Source organism: Paenibacillus sp. EKM10P, from assembly GCF_011800655.1.
Taxonomy (GTDB): Bacteria; Bacillota; Bacilli; order Paenibacillales; family Paenibacillaceae; genus Paenibacillus; species Paenibacillus polymyxa.
Genome location: NZ_JAALET010000001.1, coordinates 180,084 through 198,085 on the forward strand (window position 1 = coordinate 180,084; position 18,002 = coordinate 198,085).

Annotated in this window: 20 protein-coding genes and 1 riboswitch; of the genes, 11 read left to right on the forward strand and 9 right to left on the reverse strand. The window is 47.0% G+C overall.

Annotated features, from left to right (window positions below):
* Nucleotides 1-326: 326 nt before the first annotated feature.
* The 5 genes from queE to HFE01_RS00730 form a co-directional block, all read right to left on the reverse strand.
* Nucleotides 327-1,190 (reverse strand): 7-carboxy-7-deazaguanine synthase QueE, encoded by an 864-nt coding sequence (queE, locus tag HFE01_RS00710; protein ID WP_107734070.1) that lies wholly within the window; start codon nt 1,188-1,190, stop codon nt 327-329.
* Nucleotides 1,183-1,674 carry a 6-carboxytetrahydropterin synthase QueD gene (gene queD, locus HFE01_RS00715; RefSeq protein ID WP_164964685.1) on the reverse strand — a complete coding sequence of 164 codons (492 nt, stop codon included), beginning with the start codon at nt 1,672-1,674 and terminating at the stop codon, nt 1,183-1,185. The genes queE and queD overlap by 8 nt, the downstream gene beginning before the upstream one ends.
* Nucleotides 1,667-2,350 carry a 7-cyano-7-deazaguanine synthase QueC gene (gene queC, locus HFE01_RS00720; protein WP_016821332.1) on the reverse strand — a complete coding sequence of 228 codons (684 nt, stop codon included), beginning with the start codon at nt 2,348-2,350 and terminating at the stop codon, nt 1,667-1,669. The genes queD and queC overlap by 8 nt, the downstream gene beginning before the upstream one ends.
* Nucleotides 2,351-2,485: 135 nt before the next feature.
* A riboswitch (PreQ1 riboswitch) is annotated at nt 2,486-2,529 on the reverse strand.
* 85 nt (nt 2,530-2,614) lie between these two features.
* Nucleotides 2,615-3,319 carry an AIM24 family protein gene (locus HFE01_RS00725; RefSeq protein ID WP_016821331.1) on the reverse strand — a complete coding sequence of 235 codons (705 nt, stop codon included), beginning with the start codon at nt 3,317-3,319 and terminating at the stop codon, nt 2,615-2,617.
* A 25-nt stretch (nt 3,320-3,344) separates the two neighbouring features.
* Nucleotides 3,345-3,785, reverse strand: a complete 441-nt coding sequence (locus tag HFE01_RS00730) for an SH3 domain-containing protein (RefSeq protein ID WP_031463042.1) — start codon at nt 3,783-3,785, stop codon at nt 3,345-3,347.
* Between the two features lie 309 nt (nt 3,786-4,094).
* Between HFE01_RS00730 and HFE01_RS00735 the strand changes: the two genes are divergently transcribed.
* The 3 genes from HFE01_RS00735 to HFE01_RS00745 all read left to right on the forward strand — a co-directional run bounded on the left by HFE01_RS00735 (nt 4,095) and on the right by HFE01_RS00745 (nt 6,296).
* Nucleotides 4,095-4,250 (forward strand): hypothetical protein, encoded by a 156-nt coding sequence (locus HFE01_RS00735; RefSeq protein WP_016821329.1) that lies wholly within the window; start codon nt 4,095-4,097, stop codon nt 4,248-4,250.
* Nucleotides 4,251-4,473: 223 nt separating this feature from the next.
* Complete coding sequence (locus HFE01_RS00740; RefSeq protein ID WP_016821328.1) at nt 4,474-5,241, forward strand: hypothetical protein; 768 nt, start codon at nt 4,474-4,476, stop codon at nt 5,239-5,241.
* A 71-nt stretch (nt 5,242-5,312) separates the two neighbouring features.
* Nucleotides 5,313-6,296 (forward strand): helix-turn-helix transcriptional regulator, encoded by a 984-nt coding sequence (locus tag HFE01_RS00745; protein ID WP_016821327.1) that lies wholly within the window; start codon nt 5,313-5,315, stop codon nt 6,294-6,296.
* Nucleotides 6,297-6,337: 41 nt separating this feature from the next.
* Here HFE01_RS00745 and HFE01_RS00750 read toward each other — a convergent pair whose 3' ends face one another.
* From HFE01_RS00750 to HFE01_RS00765, 4 genes are all read right to left on the reverse strand, one after another.
* On the reverse strand, nt 6,338-7,009 hold the full coding sequence (locus HFE01_RS00750; RefSeq protein WP_107734067.1) for a 3'-5' exonuclease: 672 nt from the start codon (nt 7,007-7,009) through the stop codon (nt 6,338-6,340).
* 244 nt (nt 7,010-7,253) lie between these two features.
* Entirely contained in the window at nt 7,254-9,152 is a 1,899-nt protein-coding gene (locus HFE01_RS00755; RefSeq protein ID WP_107734066.1) for a 5'-nucleotidase C-terminal domain-containing protein, read from the reverse strand.
* Between the two features lie 194 nt (nt 9,153-9,346).
* Nucleotides 9,347-9,772, reverse strand: a complete 426-nt coding sequence (locus HFE01_RS00760; RefSeq protein ID WP_107734065.1) for an ImmA/IrrE family metallo-endopeptidase — start codon at nt 9,770-9,772, stop codon at nt 9,347-9,349.
* A gap of 11 nt (nt 9,773-9,783) precedes the next feature.
* Complete coding sequence (locus HFE01_RS00765; RefSeq protein ID WP_013369769.1) at nt 9,784-10,257, reverse strand: helix-turn-helix domain-containing protein; 474 nt, start codon at nt 10,255-10,257, stop codon at nt 9,784-9,786.
* 275 nt (nt 10,258-10,532) lie between these two features.
* On the opposite strand from HFE01_RS00765, the gene HFE01_RS00770 reads away from it, so the two are divergent.
* From HFE01_RS00770 to HFE01_RS00805, 8 genes are all read left to right on the forward strand, one after another.
* Nucleotides 10,533-11,009, forward strand: coding sequence for an ArpU family phage packaging/lysis transcriptional regulator (locus HFE01_RS00770; protein WP_090888190.1), 477 nt, complete (start codon nt 10,533-10,535; stop codon nt 11,007-11,009).
* A 118-nt stretch (nt 11,010-11,127) separates the two neighbouring features.
* Nucleotides 11,128-11,982 carry an aminoglycoside 6-adenylyltransferase gene (ant(6), locus tag HFE01_RS00775; RefSeq protein ID WP_107734064.1) on the forward strand — a complete coding sequence of 285 codons (855 nt, stop codon included), beginning with the start codon at nt 11,128-11,130 and terminating at the stop codon, nt 11,980-11,982.
* Between the two features lie 345 nt (nt 11,983-12,327).
* Entirely contained in the window at nt 12,328-13,296 is a 969-nt protein-coding gene (locus HFE01_RS00780; protein ID WP_025364225.1) for a hypothetical protein, read from the forward strand.
* A 10-nt stretch (nt 13,297-13,306) separates the two neighbouring features.
* Entirely contained in the window at nt 13,307-13,525 is a 219-nt protein-coding gene (locus HFE01_RS00785; protein ID WP_107734063.1) for a YqzN/YkzM domain-containing protein, read from the forward strand.
* 2 nt (nt 13,526-13,527) lie between these two features.
* Nucleotides 13,528-14,994, forward strand: a complete 1,467-nt coding sequence (locus HFE01_RS00790) for a phage tail sheath family protein (RefSeq protein WP_017426412.1) — start codon at nt 13,528-13,530, stop codon at nt 14,992-14,994.
* A 122-nt stretch (nt 14,995-15,116) separates the two neighbouring features.
* Nucleotides 15,117-15,524 carry a phage tail tube protein gene (locus HFE01_RS00795; protein ID WP_016821317.1) on the forward strand — a complete coding sequence of 136 codons (408 nt, stop codon included), beginning with the start codon at nt 15,117-15,119 and terminating at the stop codon, nt 15,522-15,524.
* A gap of 100 nt (nt 15,525-15,624) precedes the next feature.
* The gene (locus HFE01_RS00800) at nt 15,625-16,059 is read left to right on the forward strand and encodes a phage tail assembly chaperone (protein ID WP_107734062.1); all 435 of its coding nucleotides are present in this window, start codon (nt 15,625-15,627) and stop codon (nt 16,057-16,059) included.
* A 176-nt stretch (nt 16,060-16,235) separates the two neighbouring features.
* On the forward strand, nt 16,236-17,996 hold the full coding sequence (locus HFE01_RS00805) for a hypothetical protein (RefSeq protein WP_107734061.1): 1,761 nt from the start codon (nt 16,236-16,238) through the stop codon (nt 17,994-17,996).
* The last annotated feature ends 6 nt before the right edge of the window (nt 17,997-18,002 follow it).

Here is an 18,002-nt window from a genome sequence, read left to right on the forward strand (position 1 = left end):
AAATGGGATTCTTTCTGATAAAAGATCTATAGGTTAGAATCCCATTTCAAAGGCGAGCGCTAACGCTTCTCCAGCTTCAAATCCTCCGCTCCGCTGGCCGACCGCCGTCATCACCATAAAGTCCCTGCTCGTTTACATGTGGGTTGGGCGGAAATGGAATTTCGCTCCTTATATTTAAGGAGCGATATTTTATTGTGAAACCCCGTCCTCGCGGACGAGCGTTTCTCTCTTTTTATATGGCTTTGGGTGTCGAGGGTGTACTTCGACTAATTTGGTGTATCTTGTGTATCACATACAGACCATCTGGAATATATTGTATATGCATGTTATACACCGCGTTTGTTGCCCCATACGAGGGTGTGGAGCTGCGGGAGTACTCTTACATCGTTGAGCCGGGAATCGTCCATGACGCGGTCGATAAGCCATTCATAACGATGTAAAAGAGACTCTGCGATCTGCCCGGTGTTCTCCGTGTTCACATCTGGATTACCCGTCTGGAGGAACAACGGTACGTGTGGATAGCGCTCATGAACGGTGCGGGCATAGGCGAGATCGGTGTCATCGAAGATGACGACCTTCAGGCTGCATGCTCCAGCATATAGTCTGACCGATTCATTATTTGATTCCTGGGTGCACGTTGTAACTGAGACGTTTGTTGTAGACTTGGACGCTCCAGCCATTTTCCGGTTGGTCAGACGGGCCACGATATCATCCAGCACGTCCCAGTTGGTCGTCATGCCAGAGCTGGGCGGCTTCGGGGATAAGGTCACCTCATCAATATCATACAGCCATTCCTGCCAACGGGAGCCTTGTGTTTCGACAGCTGTGGCAATGCCTTGACTGCGTAACAGGGTAATCAGCGTCCCGAGCTGTGGCAGCAGGGCGGGATTGCCTCCGGAAAGGGTCACATGCGAGAACTGTTCGCCGCCGATGGACTGTAGTTCCTGCCAAATATCAGTGGCACTGAGACGACGGATTTGATCCTTGGCGCTGCCGTCCCAGGTAAAGGCGGAGTCGCACCATGAGCAATGGTAATCGCAGCCTGCGGTACGCACAAACATCGTTTTACGACCAATGACCATACCTTCGCCCTGCACGGTGGGACCAAACACCTCCAGCACAGGAATAGGGGCTGCTTTAGCCCTGTCGGGGGTTGCCATAGGTTGGTGAGTAGTTACAGTATTACTCATCGTACATCCACTCCCGTCGAAATTCGGCGTAGCTGGTAGGTGTTTCGAACAGTCGTACAAATTCGGTACGTCCGCCTTCAACACGATTGCAGTATGCATCCGAGGTCAAGGCTGACTCCATTTGTTCAAAGATCCAGACGACCATATTTTCCGCCGTTGTATTCATTGGAGGAAGCGTTTCATTCAAGTAACGGTGGTCCAGAAAAGGCTCAATTCGCTCTTTCCAGATCGTTTTGATATCACCAAAATCCAGCGTCAGACCTATTTCGCTCGGGATACCGCTTATGCCAAATACGACGATATAAGTATGTCCGTGCAGATTTTTGCATTTGCCTTCGTAACAGTGCAAATGGTGGGCTGCATCGAACGTAAATTGTTTGCTTACAAGTACACGCTTGCGGTGATAACGCAACTGAGAGTGTTCAATGTCTGTCCCGAACTGCTGGAGCTTGTCGACAATACGAAAGGTACCTGGCTCACGCATGGCCTTCAGCTCCTTGGGACGAAGCGCCGCGAACTGCAAGATACTGCTCCAGTCCAGCACGACGAAGATTGCAAGCAGGACATTCGCCACAGCCATCGCCAATGATGCCGTTATAGCACGTTAGTGTACGGGTTCTTACAAATTCAAAAGCTTTCAGCTCATCGGCCATTTGCCAGGTTTCGGCCTTGTTCAACCACATGAGCGGGGTATGAATCACAAAGGGATAGTCCATCGAAAGGTTCAGTGTGACGTTCAGCGATTTAATAAAGGAATCCCGGCAATCGGGATAGCCGCTGAAATCTGTCTCGCAAACGCCTGTAATGATGTGGCGCGCTCCTTTTTGCTTGGCGAGAACCGCTGCGAAGCTTAGGAACAAAAGATTACGACCGTCTACAAAGGTGCTAGGCAGTTCGCCTTCCTCTTGAGTAATGTCAATGTCGGTGCGTGTGAGGGCATTGGGGGCAAGTTGGTTGAGCAGGCTCATATCCAGTACCGTTTGCGGAACACCCAGCTCGCTGGCGATTCCGGCGGCAACTTCAATTTCCTGCTTGTGGCGCTGACCGTAATCGAACGTCACAGTTTCTACTTCGGCAAAATGTTTTTTTGCCCAAAATAAACAGGTTGTACTGTCTTGGCCGCCGCTGAATACGACGACTGCTTTTTCGTTTGTAAACATAAAAAAACCTCTCGATCTTCTTGGAATGGTGTAAGACACAGAGTCTTGTCACGTGGAAGAAGGAGAGTTCTTGAACCGGCTTCAACAAAAAACAGGCCTTGCCCCGCAAATTCATTTTTCAATGCGGAGGACAAAGCATCGTTAGTTTTTTATAGAGGGAGTTCGCGAACCTCTCCCATGCGTTATGCATGGATTTTCTTCATTAGCAGCTGCCACAAGGACAGACAGCTTCCTTGATAGCATTGCCATTATAGCATGGCAGGGCTATTTGATAAACACTCCACCAAATGGAATGACTTCCCTTAAAAATCGTTTGATCACGCCATCGTCGTTCATATCCTGCTGAAGTCGCCGATGATGCTCACCAGCATGAAATAGTACGGTACCGTGCCCCGTCATTTTAAAATGATAGTTCATATGCTGGCTGGCCAAATGGTTACCATATACGGTTAACTCCAGCTTGGCGTTTTCGGGATAGGCAATGACGCTGCTCGCATCGACGTAGATCGGCTCCGACGGATGAAGCTGTTCTTGACATACCAATCCCTGCGTCAAAATGCCAATGTGGCCGATACCGTCAAATTTCATTTTAATGACATCACGGCTAAACAACATGTTTTTCATGCTTAGCAGCTTGGTACGCATTTGGATGCCGGAGCTGTACCAGAACAGGTTGCGGAAATCGTATAGCAAATCGTCGCTTCCTTCCAGCTTGATCATCTTCAGACTAAAGCCAGGAGGAAGTGCGGCAATTAGCCGGCAAGCGCCTGTGAAATCGGCCTGAATCAGTTTGTGCTTGCGATACATGCCTTTAATATTCATCAGCTTATCACTGCGACCTGAGCTGGGTCCGCGATAGGCGATGATTTGCTGCGGATGCAGAACGTGCAGCTTTTCCCCTTCAGCCAGGTCGAGCGTTACGACCGAACCGACACTTTCATCATGGTGTTGTCCTGCTTGTATGTCCATTCAGACCCTTCATCCTTTCAGGCAGTTAGTATCTTCCCGAGCGTCGACGCATCCCGTAACGTAACAGTCGGATACCTATAAAATAACCGGCCAGCAGAATGACAGCCGTGATGATGAGCATTTTATTTCGGTGTGAAGCCTGATCGCGCTGGGTTTGAAGATTTTTTAGTTCTGTAACGGTGTCGTTCAGCTTGCGATTTTGCTCCAGCAGTTGGGCGTTTTGCTTCTGGTAGGTCTCGATGCTGGTACGGGCCTTTTCCAGGTCTTCCTGTGTTTGGCGGTAGCTTTCCTTGAGCTGATATACATCGCCTGGCAAACGTGAAAACTGCTCAAAGCCTTGATATACATCATCCCAATAAGCAGCATGAGCTTCGGGTACACGGGTTACTCCAAAAATAAACAAAAGCGCTATAGCAGCGCAGACAATGCGGCGGTACAAAGCAAAGCGATAAGTTGCTCGTGCCAAGTGATGTTCCCCCTTTTGAGAAACCAAGATGTTAGATGTTACAGATCATTACCCACATCACATGGTTACGTATAATATAATGATTTGGATGCAGCTTTTAGAATATATAGACGACAAATACGGGAAAAGATTATCAAAAAAACTCGATTATTAGTTTAAGTGTAACCTAAAACGGGTATATCAAGGAAGCGGCAACATTCCGGCATTTTTCCCAACAAACGAATTAAGAACCATCCGCACCTGATCAGGGCTTGAACAAAATATATGAACTAGAAATATTAAAATAGATATAGAAGGAGATCCTGAAAGATGAATGAGAGAGAACAAAACTATACAATTTTAAAAATCACTGTAAATGGCAAGCCATTATCGAAGGAGCTTATCGTGGATAGCACTACTTTTGCTCCAATATCCGATATTTGCACAAATACGAAAGTATCTTTAACAGAAACTACGATTTCATAATTTTAAATATAGAAGCAGACTATCATGTAGCCCGGCAAAAGCCGGGCTATTTTTGCGTATTTATGTAATTAGAATGGATGAAAATGTTATTTGCCGAATTAGGTCCCCTTTCATAAAGATTACCATGTATAATTTTCACAATCAAACATATGTTCCCTGACAATATAGTGTCAGATAACACTGTTAATTTAGAGTTACATGTTCTTTTAGGGGGAATTTACCAGTGGTGAAGTCAATGCTCAATGTAACGTACACATGGGACAAAGAGTCTATATCGGCGAATGGGTCCAAACAAGTAAATCTACTGATAGAATGGGGCTATGGGGCTATACGTAAAAGAAAAGGGAATCTAATACCGAAGGCAGCGGGATGTGACCTTCAACTTCAGTTCATTCCAGAAAACGGGGTAAATCTATTAAAAGCTGAAGGGGTGAGGCTCGGGTTTAAACAATCAGAAAACGGAGATTGCATGCTGGTTCACTGTGGTGATGTGCGACGGGGAAAATATAGACAAGCTATTTTAACGTTTTCTATACCGGCTCACGCGTCCGGAAGACATACGATTGGAATGATCGAGTGGAGCTGGCGCAAGCCATCGCAGGAAAAGCGAACGCTGATCCGCACAGACCAGCTTTATATCCATTACACGCATCATCTTGGTCTGCTGAGCATTCCATCCAACCCGAAGGTGGAAAAATACATAAAGCTGAATGAGACGTCCCCAATTGTAAAAAAGGCATTACGTATGTATGAGAAAGGGGAGCCTGAGCGAGGGGCGTTCATCCTTACGAGACAAGCAGATGAATTGCTTATATGTGCAGCTAGAAGCGAAGACATGGATTATCTTGAGGAAGCCGAGTTACTTCTATCCATACGCAATAAATGGAGTGGGTCTTTTGTATCGTTTACTGCGTATAGTTCTAAGGTCTTTTTTAATAAGGAAATATCGTTAGGAGATGTTCGTTTTACGAAGAATAATAGGTTGAGATAGGTAATTGTGCTAGTTTATTTGTGCAAATTAGTGAGTCTAATTTACTATTTTTTTGTAAAGGAGAGACTTCCTTGACTGATCGGTTGATACGTTTAATGCGGATTATTACTATTGTTCAGGCAAATCCAGGAATATTGGCAAGAGAGCTTGCCGAACGTTGTGAAACATCAGAACGTACCATATACCGAGATATGGAGGCGCTAAGCGCTATGCATATTCCGATTACGAATATGGGGCATGGCAAGGGGTACATTTTTATTAGCAATTTTGCTTTGTATCCTCTGAATTGGACAGAAGAAGAGGCAGAGGCTTTTACCAAGCTGGGAGAGATGATGGAAACGATAAAGCCTCTTCTACCGCCAGCTTTTGAAAGTGCTTATGAGAAAGTGATGGCCTCTAGTCAGAAAAAAAAGATGGACCAGACGAGCTTCGCGCAGGAAATGAAAAATATCATCCGGCTCGGCTCGACACTTGATCGGGAAAACCAGCCCTATCTGCTCAGGCTGATTGTTTTGGCGAGTCTTACGCAGCAGACAATTGAAGCGGAATACAGCTCGCCTCAAAATGAAGATGTATCATTGGTGCAAGTAGATCCTTATTGTTTGGTTCCTCAAGATCGGCGATTCTATATGCTTGGTTTTTGTCATAAGCAATCCGCCATGAGAACCTTTCGGATCAGCCGTTTTCGGAATATGAGGATTTTGCCGTATACGTTTCAAAAAAATACATCTGAAATGGAAATGTTTTTTAAAGGCACCTGGTCGGTGACCAAAGGAAATCAAAATATTCGGTTTGTCGTACGTTTCTCTGCCGATTCTGTATATCGGGTCAAAGAAGAGGAGCTGTTCATCAAGCCTCTTCTCAAGGATTTGCCAGATGGAAGTTTGTTGTTTGAGGTGACGGTCAATCATGACCGTGAATTTCTGGATTGGCTCACATCCTATGGAGCTGAGGCCGAGATTCTGGAACCTTTACGGTACCGCAAACGTATGCAAGAAATGCTGCGAACCTGGGGGGCGTTTTACTTCGATAAAAAGGCAGGAAATCAAGAATAACAGGGGGGAGATCCCCCGGAACGGGCCGGGGAGCTATCTGCTTAACGGTCCTTAAACAGGTTGGCGAGATTGCCGAAGGGACTGTACTGCTCCTGTTCTTCTTCTGGTGAGGAGTAGACGAGCTTCGAGCCGCGACTTTCCTCATCGTCGGCAGCATTATGAACTAATGTAAGACGATCAAAATGGTACATGAAAACCTGAGCGGTGTTCACGGCATCATCCAGTGCCCGATGCTGTTGACCGTCAAAGTCAATGTTGCACAATTCCAACGCCTGAGACAGGCTCAACTGACGATATTTTCCATTGGAACTAAACAGACGGGAAATTTGCTTCTGTATATCATTTGTATTATGAATCCAACCGAGATCTACATGATGGGTACGACAATGGGATACCAGCTTCTGACGGTCATCCGGTCCCCATGCGCATAAATAATAGGGCGAATCTGTACCGAGCCAGGCAATAAATTGCTTCACAGCTTCAGGAAAGAGTGGAGCGGCATCAATGTCTCGTTGAGCAATACCCGTGAATTGAACGGTATCTGTAGAGATCACAGGTCGATTCGATGGTCTCACAAAACTGTGAAATGTATCCGCAACGAATAGGCCATCGTCTCCCTGAATAACTTTGACGGCACCGATATCAATAATTTCGGAGGAATATCTGGCGTTACGGCTAACGGTAAATTCAAGATCATAAATAATGTATTGCATATAATGGACTCCTTCCACACACATAACTGATCCCGATGGATACCGGGACAAATGTTCTCTGCCCGAATAACTCTTCTCCATCATACCTCTCGGTTCACAACTTGTCAGCGGTTAAAAGGCTTGCTTTCAAAAAAAATATGCGATGTCCAAATGAGCTTGGACTATCGCATATCTAAAAACTCCTGACATATAGCAGCATCCGAAACCACTTGGATTCTGAATGCTGTTTATGCTAGCTATTGAATTAGGCCGGGAGGTCCAACTTTTGACCCGGATAAATGCGGTGAGGATTCTTCAACTTATTCAACTGCTGAAGCTGTTGCCAGGTAGTACCGTGTTTGCGGGAAATGTCATACAGTGTATCCCCAGATTTTACAACATATACGTGGCTATTTGCAGCTTGTGCAGTAGTCGAAGCCTGCTGTGGCTTGCTAGTTTGAGACTTTGCAGGTGTCGATTTCACAGGTGCTGGTTTCGCAGCCGATGTGGAATCGGATTGCGGTATCTCCTGCAGAGGTGCTGGCGTCGTGGCTGGAGCAGACGGTACAGCTTGTGTGGCAGGGACAGAAGTTTTTCCGTCTGCCTTGGCTTCTTGAATACGGCCGTCTGCTTGTACTTGCAGGCTGGCAGAGCCCACTTTTTGCATATAGCGGATTAACGCTTCATCCAGCGATCCGAACATACCTGCCTGTGGATATTTAGCGAACATCGTATATTGGTCACCACCTACGGCAGTAAAATCATTGGTAGCCAGTGTGTATGTTGCCTCAGGATCAAGGGCTTTTCCAGCAATCAGAATGGAGTGAACACGGTTGCCTTTGGCTGCTGAGGTGTCTATTTTGAACGAGATACCGGACACTTGCGGGAAGCCCCCGCTTGGTTCCGGGTAGGAGGCTGCGCCATTTTCCAGTGCGGCCTGAAGGTCAGAGCCTTTCACTTTCAGGGTAACGATTTGGTTGCCGAAAGGCAGTACGGTGATGATGTCTCCCTTGGTAACCGTTCCTGCTTTGATGGAAGCGCGGATGCCGCCACCGTTCGTTAAAGCCACGTCTGCTCCCGAAACGTCACGCATAGCATCAGTGAGCAGGTCGCCGAGATTAGTTTCACCCGCACGTACCTTTTCGCGCGCGCCTTCCAGATCTACACTGGTTTGTGCTACAACCTCTTTAAGAATTGGTTCTTGCTCCTTCTGAATGGAGGCGATTAATGCAGCAATTTCAGCGTTGGGCTGCACGTCAGCAGCTTGAGTCGAATCGATCAGCTTCGCTTGCTTTTGGATAACCTTGCCGCCATCGACCCACAGATCCACCACACCTAGATACTTGGTGTATTCACCTGCACTAGCGATTAACGTGCCATGGTCACCGACCAGGCCTTTTTCCAACACGGTATGGCTGTGTCCATCGATGAAAATATCAATGCCAGGCACTTCCTTCACAACCTTGAGGCTGGTGTCTTTGCTGGACGCATCTTGTCCCAGGTGACCCAGAGCAACGACGACATCTACTTTGCTGCGGATTTCGTCTACTGCCGCTTTGGCTTCAGCCGCAGGGTCGGTGAATTGAATGCCCTCCACATTTTTAGGATTGGTTTTATATGCTGTTTCAGGCGTAGTTAGGCCGATAATACCGATTTTAACGCCATCGACTTCTTTAATAGTATACGGTTGGAACAAGCGTGTTCCGTCGGTTTGCTTAATGTTGGCGCTCAGTACAGGGAACTGAATCTCTTTACTCAGCTCAACCAGATGCTTCCAGCCGTAGTTAAACTCATGGTTACCTGGAACCATTGCATCATAGCGCAGCTTGTTGATTACTTTTACGATACTCTCACCATTGACCAAAGTAGCGAAGGTCGTTCCATGAACGGTATCCCCATCATCCAGCAGTAATGTATTGGGATTGGCAGCGCGATATTGATCGATGATACCCGCCAGCTTGGCGAAGCCCATTTCCTTGTCGTTAGCGACCACGTGAGCATGGGTATCATTCGTATGTAGGATGGTGATGTGTTTACCGCTGACTGGAGTCGTTGTTGTCCCCGTTCCCGCAGTAGTAGCTGGGTCCGCTGCTGCTGTACCGAGACATCCGAACAGAAGCGCGGCGGTCGTCAAGATCGACGAGAGTTTTTTCCATGAGTTCATGTTGTTCCTTCAACCTCCCATAAAATGAATGAATTAGAGAAACCGCTTACGTCCACATTTTATCAGATGATTGTAAAAATAACTCTTATTTTATATCAAAGCACTACATTTTTTTGAGATATCGGTTGTTAAACACACCGTCTAGTTACCTATATTGTAGAGGCAGTAATAGACAGCAACTCATAGAATAGGAACTATTGTTCAGTTTTGTGATCAAAAAAAAGGGCAGTCTCTTTGGGCAGCCCGATCCGGGGTAAATAGTGATCCAATGTTTCGTCAGCCAGCGGCGGATTGCCTGCACTCAGCAAAAGCACGGCAAAGCGATTAGCCTGCTGTTCAAATTTTCCTGGAGAAAAGTAGGAATGCTCCTCCATAAAAAAGCGACTAATACCTTTATGCAGTCGGTCATGTCCCAATTCATGCGCACAGACGAACCGTTCCCATACTGGTGTAAGGCCATTGTGAATGACGATGAATCTTCTGCGCAGCTTGTGATAATACAACCCTTTGGTTGTGGAACCCAGATCGCAGTATCGGATATGGATGCCTAAGGCTTTTGCGATATCAAAGGGGCAATTGGTACGGTATTTTCGGACAAGTTGGTGAATGAGTTCCTTCATACGATCACCTACTATCCCTGATCTTTGCTCGCACCGGGATCTGCGGGCTTTTTATGTTTGTTCATTTGCTTGGCTTCCCAGAACAGGCCTGTCAGTACGTCCTTGATTCGTTGTCGGTCTTTTTCATCCAGCGGAATGCCATCAAACATTAATTCGTCGTCTTCCTCCAGCATTTTTTTAAAATCCCGGCGGTCTTTGGAGTTTGCCCATTCTGGTACAGTAGAACGATAAAGTTCGTGTGGGTTTTGCTCTATTGAATCATCGTCCGCCCAATATCCGGCGGCCTTCATCATTTCGGTATAGGATACGCTGAGCGCGTCCGCTATTTTGCGGAGGGTGGAGGGTTTGGGCACTCCGCGCAGCCCATTTTCGATGCGGGAAATTTGTGAATTACTAATACCTGCGGCATCTGCTAATTGGTTGATGCTCAATTGCTTGTGCTCACGCTGCTGTTTTAGGTAAGTTCCGAATGCTGGCTGTTCCACAATGGAGCTCCTTTCTGCAATAGAATCATAGAATTAGCCTTATTATACCATTAGGCAAATAGTAAAAGCACGTAATATGCCAAAAGGCATAGAAAAGTAGAGCGAATATCCTGTTTTTGGAGCTATATTGCTTTTTTTCACGATGGATACCTATCCTAAATAATGTTATGTTATACTCAAGATACGAACAAAAGGGGAACAAAATGTAAACAAGTGCATTTTTATTTGAAAATACATCATTGTCAAAAGGCATAATATAAGGAGTGTTGCTTTTCATGAGAAATAACTTACCCGAATTAGACCGTCGCAAAACGCAGAATGCATTGGAGGGTGTATTTGAGAAATACCGGATTTATAAAACAATAACCTTTATGGATCGGGAAAGCTTTATTACTGCTGGCTATACGGATCGCCCGAACGGACCCACGAATGTGACAAGCGACCCAACGGCTCGGACTGCTGTATATAATGTAGATGCTCCTGCCGCCCGCTTGGCCTATTGCCAAATGGTGGATGCCGTAGTGAGCCGCTTGAATGAACGTGAACAGTTGCTGATCCGTGAACGTTATTTAAAGGATGATGATGTGTTCGATTACAAGGTTTACAATTATGTGCTGGACCCGCCAGTCAGCAAAGATACGTATACGAAGCTTCGCACACGTGCTTTTTACAAAATGGCGCTAGCGCTGGCAGACCAAGGCGTTCTGAATCTGGCAAGCTTGCAAAAGGGTGCGGATCGAAGACTGGGGTAGGTAAATGCATAGGGGTCACAACCTGTGGCTCTATTAACCTAGACAGCAAGGAGTATGAACCGCAACGGTGAATAAGAAGCATAGGTCTCAATTAAAATAGGAACGGAGGACGGATGTATTGAGAAGTGAACCAGAAATGATGAATATCCTTATAAAGTTTGCTATGAACGATAAAAGAATACGATTGGTCACGATGGAAGGATCACGTACAAACTTCAATATTCCTCCTGATTCATTTCAAGATTATGATATTTCTTACTTTGTAACAGATATGGATTCTTTCAAGGAAAGTGATCAATGGCTCCACGTGTTTGGGGATAGGCTTATGATGCAAAAACCCGAGGATATGGAACTTTTTCCATCAGAACTAGGTAACTGGTTTTCATATATCATTCTTTTTGAGGATGGAAACAAATTAGATCTGACACTGATCCCTATAAACGAGGTAGAGGATTATTTTACGAATAGCGATGGTTTAGTTGAGGTTCTGCTCGACAAGGATGTGCTGATCCAAGAGGAAGTGATCGCAAATGACCATCAATATTGGATTAAAAAGCTCACGGCAAAGGAATTTGATGATTGCTGTAATGAGTTTTGGATGGTTTCAACTTATATCGTAAAAGGATTGGCGAGAAAAGAAATCCTGTTTGCTATTGACCATTTGCACGAGATAGCACGACCTAATTTGCTGCGAATGATGGCTTGGAAGATTGGCTCAGAGCAAGGGTACACCTTTAGCGTAGGAAAAAACTATAAATTTATAAATCAGTACCTTCCTAATGAAGACTGGGAAAGTTTACTATCCAGTTACTCTGAAAATGGCTATCGAGAAATGTGGGAGTCTTTACTTACTTGCTATGCATTGTTTAGAAAATACGCTAAGGCTGTGGCCAGAAGTTTGGAGTATGAGTATCCAGATTACGATGAAGCCATCACTAGGTATACTGCAAATATTTATAATTCATTGAATTGAACGATGTAATAACCGCCTTTTTTAAAGGGCGGTTATTTTTTTGTGTGCACATCAACAATGAGATTAAACGCATTTTTAATATAAGAACAAACGTTCGCGAAATACCATCTAACTTCATCCCTAGTCTCTACTTTTATCGTCCATTTCCCCGGCAACGCATTCGTTATAAGGGTGTAAGATTATATCATCGGGAATCAAGACAAGAGGACATACCGAAGACACACACCGTCAAACGTTAGCCGGCCAATAGGGCCGGTTTTTTCATGCGGTCATCGTCTTTGTCACTTCCCGGGAATTCGATGTATAGAAAGGAGGAGTCGTGTTGCCTAAGCAAGGGATGCTGCAATGCATGAGTACAAGGCTACGCCGGCTGAGAGCATGGAAGTGGAAAAAAGCCTGGCTAAACAGCCACAGCATGCGAGCACAGGATACGCAAGGGTGGCATGCCACAGGATGAGACAAGCCTTTAAGCAAAAGCTCATTGACATTATTCCGGCGCTGCAAGGGCGTGTATACGATGTTCAACCTCCGTCGCAGACGGCAGAGGAGCCGTATGCGGTTATGGTGCTGGGCGAGGAAATCTGGAAGTCTTCCTGGGCCGGTTACCGGCAGGTTGTCCGCATCAAGCTGTACGCAGGACAAGCGGGGCTGGCGCAGGCCGATGTATGGGCGAATACCCTGATTGCCGGACTGCACCGAGCATCGGTGACAGGTAAAGGTGAGGACACGTCTGCTTTTACCGCGCACTATTTGGGCGTGCGGGATGCAGAAATGCTGGACACGGTTACGGGCAAGGCCTATAGAACGCTGCGTTTTGGCGTGTATGTGCCTGAAACAGAAGGTGGATCGGCCGCTTCAGCACCTGGTGCAGCACAGCCGGAAGAATGGCTGGCAGCACTGGTCGGCTGGACGCAGAAGCAACTGGGCGAATTGTGGTCGGTATACGCCGACGCATGGCCCGCACAGCCGGGAAGCCACGCGGTATTATGGCGGCTGAGCGGCTGTGAAACCCGGATGGCAGGAGCCTCCATGTATGAGCTCCGCAAACGGTTCATCGGGCATATCACTGCCCCGGTCACCACCGAAGAGAACCGCGCAGCTTCCGCGCTGGTCGAAGGCTTTGCCGCTCAAATCCAGCTTCCTCTGGAGCAGGACAAGGGCCGTTATATGTCTACGGCTGAAGCCTCAGCCGATTTGCAGGCGGATGCCATTTTAGACGGTCAGCTTCGGCTGACGCTGGTACAGCGGCGTATGCGTCCGGCTGAGGAAGCGGCATTGATTCGCAGAGTGGAAATTCATCCTATTTTGAAATGAGGTGGTCCGAGTGACCTTGGAAAGCCATGAGAAGACCCCGCTACATAGCGGGCAGGAAGCAAATGGCCCACGCTATACGCTAGAGGAACTAAAGGAACACGCAGAACAATTGTTTTCTGTAAAGGTAGAAGTGCTGGCAGGCGCCTTTTTTGGCACACAGGACAAGCTATTTACGGTAGCAGAAGCACACACTAAAATCGAACAATTTATGAAAGCGAAGGTGGATTAATTATGGCAGGCGGAACATGGGAAAACACGAATAAACCGGTATTACCGGGTTTGTATATGAATTTTCAGGCAGCAGCAGCTTCAGCGATTCAAGGTGGATCACGTGGTACGGTCGTTGTACCCGTCAAGGCGAATTGGGGCCCTGTACGTGAGTTTGTAGAGGTGGGTAGCGAAACGGCTATTAGCCAAATCTTCTCCGGCGACAGTGAGAACGGTGCGACAGCATATTCCACGTTGTATCTGGCTTTGCTGGGCGGTCCGAAAAAACTGCTCGCTTACCGATTGGCAGATGACACGGCTGCTGAGGCGTCTGTAACGCTGAAAAGTGGTGGCGAGACCCCAACCGACGTGCTGCGTTTGAAGGCTTTGTACACAGGTAGCCGTGGTAATGGTTTTGCCGTAACGGTACAGCCAACTTTGGGCGACGAGCAAGCTCGTGAGGTGCGCCTCTATGAAGGAACCAAACTGCTGGGTACGTACAAAGGCAGCGACGGTACGGCTGCTTCGATTGCCAAAGCGCTGAACGAAAACAGCGAAAACGTATGGGTGAAAGCTGAGGTTGTCGGCGAAGGCGGCATTCCAGCGGATGTCAGCGGCGTACATCTGACAGGTGGCAATAGCGGCAATAGCAAGCTGGTTAATGCCGATTACATCGCCATGCAGGAAGCATTGGAAGGACAGGAGTTTAATGTGCTGGCCCTGGATTATGCAGCCGATCTGGCATTGCTGCAAAGCTTTGCTGCCTGGATCAAACGTGTCCGGAATGAAGGCAAAGGCGTCATCGCTGTATTCGGCGGTTCTGCGGCAGATGATGTGTCCAAAACGGCTGTCAGCTTGGCTTCTGCACGTTCTTTGGCACTGAACCATGAAGGCATCGTAAACGTGGGCACAGGCGTACGTCTGGCAGGTACGGACTACAGCTCCGCCCAAACGGCTGCCTATGTAGCCGGACTGATCGCAGGCCAACGGTTGAACCAATCCGCAACGTATGCGGTTACGCCTTTTGAGGATGTAACTCGCCGCTGGACACGTTCCGAGCAGGAACAGGCTGTCCGTAACGGGGTGTTCCTCCTGTTCTTCGATGGCCGTCAGGTCAAAGCGCTGCGTGGAATCAACAGCTTGGTGAACCCGTCTGCCGGACAAAACAATGCGTGGAAGAAAATCCGTTCCATCCGTGTCATGGATGCCATTAACGCTGACTTGCAGCGTGCAGCCGAAGAGACTTACATTGGCAAAATCAACAACACAGTAGAAGGTCGTCTGGCACTCATCGGTGCGATCAAAGAATACCTGGCACAGCTGTCGCTGAGCAACGTGATCGAGGCGGATGGCTACGATGTCATTCTCGATCCGGCTTACTACGGTGATGCGCCAGTCATCAAACCGGAGCCGGATCAAGTGTTCCTGCAATGGAATGTGAAGCTCACCGACGTGATGGAGCAGCTGTTCGGCACATTTTACGTGCAATAAATAAGCATTTTACGCGCCTAAGCATTTCGGTGGCGCTCAGTAGGATTGCAGTAGCAATTTAACAACGAGGATTTTGTGAAATCCCGAACTATATTATGAATTATTTTGAGGAGGAAAAAGAAATGTTGGATGCTTCAAGAGTTATTTTAGGTACGTTTGGTCAGGCGCATGTGGATGGGGTGTGGCAGACGAATATCAATAAGCTGGAAGCCAGCGTGGAAATGGAAAAACGCGAGCTGAATCTCGTGGGCAATGAGTGGAAGGTGCATAAGCGCGGCATCAAAAAAGGGACGGGGACGATGAGTGGCTACAAAGTTACGTCCGATATGATTCGTCGTGGTTTTAATCGTTTTGAGATTATTACGAAGCTGGATGATCCAGAAGCTTTTGGACATGAAAGTATTCGTCTCATCCGTTGCACTGCTGACAAAATCCAGCTAGCCAACTGGACAGCAGGCGAGGAAGTACAGGAAGAAACGACCTTCACCTTCGAAGGCTATGAGCTGCTGGATCCGATTGTAGCGAACTAAATTGGTTAACGGGGAATTGGGATGCTGTCAGGTGTCCCGTTCCCCAAATGAAAATAAGAATTTGTGAAATTCTGAAATTAACAATAAGGGAGAATGACCTATGAGTATGAATGAGAATATGACAGAAGAACAAATTTTGGACAGTCTGTTTGAAGCCGCTGAGAAACTACCGGAAGAAACGGTTCGTATCAAGCGCCTCGATATGAAAATTGTACTGCACGGACTGACCTCTAGTAAGGTGGACAGCATTCGTGAGCGTTGCACGATTCGCCGAACCGTGAAGGGTGCTGTAGACGAAAAGGTAGATACCGAAACGTTCAACGCCTTGTTGATTTCGGAAGCCACCGGAAAGTTGGAAGTGAAGGGCCTGTCCCTTAATGGTTGGGGAGATCCCCGGATTACAAGCCGCTTGAAGCTGTCCGGTGGCGAACAGTCTGTCCGCCGTATGCTGCTGGCGGGTGAACTGGATGCAGTGGGAGATAAAGTGCTGGAACTGTCCGGTTTTGGCGTTGAGATTGCTGATCTAAAAAACTAATCGGCTCCGGGGGAATGACGACGATGCTGTACCACTTGTGGGTCCGGCACCACCTCCGTCCCGGAGACTTTTGGCGGCTTCCCCGCGGTGAGCGCATGCTGCTGCTGGCGTTTGCCGAACAGGAAATGGATAGCATTGCAGCTTCAAAAGCATAAACAAGGAGGTGAACATGATAGATGGCAGAAGCATTAAATTACCGCATGAACCTTGTGATCGATCCCAAAAACGTCATTAAGGCCAACAGAGAATTGCGCGCAATGGAACGCTATTTTGAGCGAATTCAGGGACGCGTTCTAAAAATCGGTCGTACCCGCATGGCTCCGGAAATTGTCCTGAACGATATGGCCTCCAAAGGCTTGGATAATCTGTTAAACAAGATTAACCGGGTTAAATCTCAGATTATTAATGCCTCTGGGAATGTGAATGTGAAGGTAAATAGCGGCACTGCTAAAGCAGACCCGGTCAAGTCTGATAACAATCTGAGTACGGTTTTGAAAGCAAATACTACTGCTGTAGAGGCCAATACGAAGGCTATTGCGGATTTGAGTACTAAGTTGGGATCTGTGACACCAGCTGCAGAGAAAAAAGAAGAGCCTAAGGATGCATTAACTCAGGTAAAGGATTTTCTTGGTAATGTAAAAAAAGTTGGTGAAGGGGTAAAAAGCATATCTGAAGTTCCTGAAGCATTTAAAAAATTTAAAACCGATTTTGGTATTTTAAAGGGACCGCTCCAGGGAGCTAACCGAAGAGAGAAGTTTAAAGATTTTGCTAGTAAAGCATTTAACGTAGGGAAATCTGGAGGTGAATTTTTAGAAAAGGTTGGAGGAGGCTCAGATTTAATTGAAGGTGGACAGGGATTGTTTGAGCAGGCTAAAGGCTGGGGGATGATTAATCCAAGCGAAGCTGCTGGTGCAGTACCTAGCGCTGCAAGTTCGAGTGCTGCTGCAGATGCAGCTTCTAGTATTATCAGACCAAGTAGTGTTGCAGGTGCAGCTGAGGAAGCCGGATCAGGCTTGTTCAAAAACCTTTTAAAAGGCGGCGCAAAAAAACTGTTGGGGCCTTTAAGCTATGGAATGGATATTGTGAACATCGCGAAGGCCACCTCTGGTAAAGAACGCGCAGAAGCTATTGGTTCCACGGTAGGCGGTACTGCTGGTTCTGCGTTAGGTGGAGCTATAGGTTCATTTTTGCTGCCGGGTATTGGTACTGTGGTTGGTTCAACACTTGGGGGTATGGCGGGAGATTTTGTCGGAGGTAAAATTGGCGGATTAGTCTCAGATTATGGTCCAGCTATGATGGAAAAAGCGAAGTCCGCCGGTAAATTTCTTGGAGAAAAGGCTTCACAGGTCAAAGGCTGGATTTCGGATAAGGCTGGAGACTTTGGTAAAAGTTTTTCTGATTTCTTTTCTTTCGGTAAAAAAGACGAACCTAAAAAAGAGCCAACTAAGCCACCTGAAGTTCATAAACCTTCAATCCCACCTAATTCAAATATAGGTGCGTCCCTTAAGCCCTTAGCAACTATGCCGCCTTTATATAGTGCATCCGCATTCGTGCCTCCACAACCGGGCGCCAAAGGCGTTCCTAATCCTTACGGACCGATGGCTATCGCTAACCAAGGGGTAAACCCAAGCCCAATGTTGAATACTGCGGCGCATGCGAACAATGGCGCCAAAGCTAAAGGTAAGGCCAACGGTAATCCCACTCCTCAAGTAGTACAGATCAGTCCTGAACAAATGGGAACATTGTCTGGCTTTTTGAAGGATTTTAAAACCGAAACTACTAACCAATTCAATCTTCCTGCGGGGGCTGTACAGGTCACTGTACATGAGAACAAGCTGGATGTGGATGGGCTTATTACGCAAATTGGCTACCGTCTTAAAGCTGAAATTTTGCGTGCAACGCAGAACACCAAGCCAACGGGCGCTGGAACTATGTAATGCAGT

Bases quoted from the DNA above. Each gene is read 5' to 3' on its own strand.
- HFE01_RS00795 (WP_016821317.1), top strand. From the start codon at position 15,117: ATGTTGGATGCTTCAAGAGTTATTTTAGGTACGTTTGGTCAGGCGCAT.
- HFE01_RS00790 (WP_017426412.1), top strand. From the start codon at position 13,528: ATGGCAGGCGGAACATGGGAAAACACGAATAAACCGGTATTACCGGGT.
- HFE01_RS00805 (WP_107734061.1), top strand. From the start codon at position 16,236: ATGGCAGAAGCATTAAATTACCGCATGAACCTTGTGATCGATCCCAAA.
- HFE01_RS00735 (WP_016821329.1), top strand. From the start codon at position 4,095: ATGAATGAGAGAGAACAAAACTATACAATTTTAAAAATCACTGTAAAT.
- queD (WP_164964685.1), bottom strand. From the start codon at position 1,674: ATGCGTGAGCCAGGTACCTTTCGTATTGTCGACAAGCTCCAGCAGTTC.
- HFE01_RS00750 (WP_107734067.1), bottom strand. From the start codon at position 7,009: ATGCAATACATTATTTATGATCTTGAATTTACCGTTAGCCGTAACGCC.
- queE (WP_107734070.1), bottom strand. From the start codon at position 1,190: ATGAGTAATACTGTAACTACTCACCAACCTATGGCAACCCCCGACAGG.
- HFE01_RS00770 (WP_090888190.1), top strand. From the start codon at position 10,533: ATGAGAAATAACTTACCCGAATTAGACCGTCGCAAAACGCAGAATGCA.
- HFE01_RS00755 (WP_107734066.1), bottom strand. From the start codon at position 9,152: ATGAACTCATGGAAAAAACTCTCGTCGATCTTGACGACCGCCGCGCTT.
- queC (WP_016821332.1), bottom strand. From the start codon at position 2,350: ATGTTTACAAACGAAAAAGCAGTCGTCGTATTCAGCGGCGGCCAAGAC.
- HFE01_RS00780 (WP_025364225.1), top strand. From the start codon at position 12,328: ATGCATGAGTACAAGGCTACGCCGGCTGAGAGCATGGAAGTGGAAAAA.
- HFE01_RS00760 (WP_107734065.1), bottom strand. From the start codon at position 9,772: ATGAAGGAACTCATTCACCAACTTGTCCGAAAATACCGTACCAATTGC.
- HFE01_RS00800 (WP_107734062.1), top strand. From the start codon at position 15,625: ATGAGTATGAATGAGAATATGACAGAAGAACAAATTTTGGACAGTCTG.
- HFE01_RS00725 (WP_016821331.1), bottom strand. From the start codon at position 3,319: ATGGACATACAAGCAGGACAACACCATGATGAAAGTGTCGGTTCGGTC.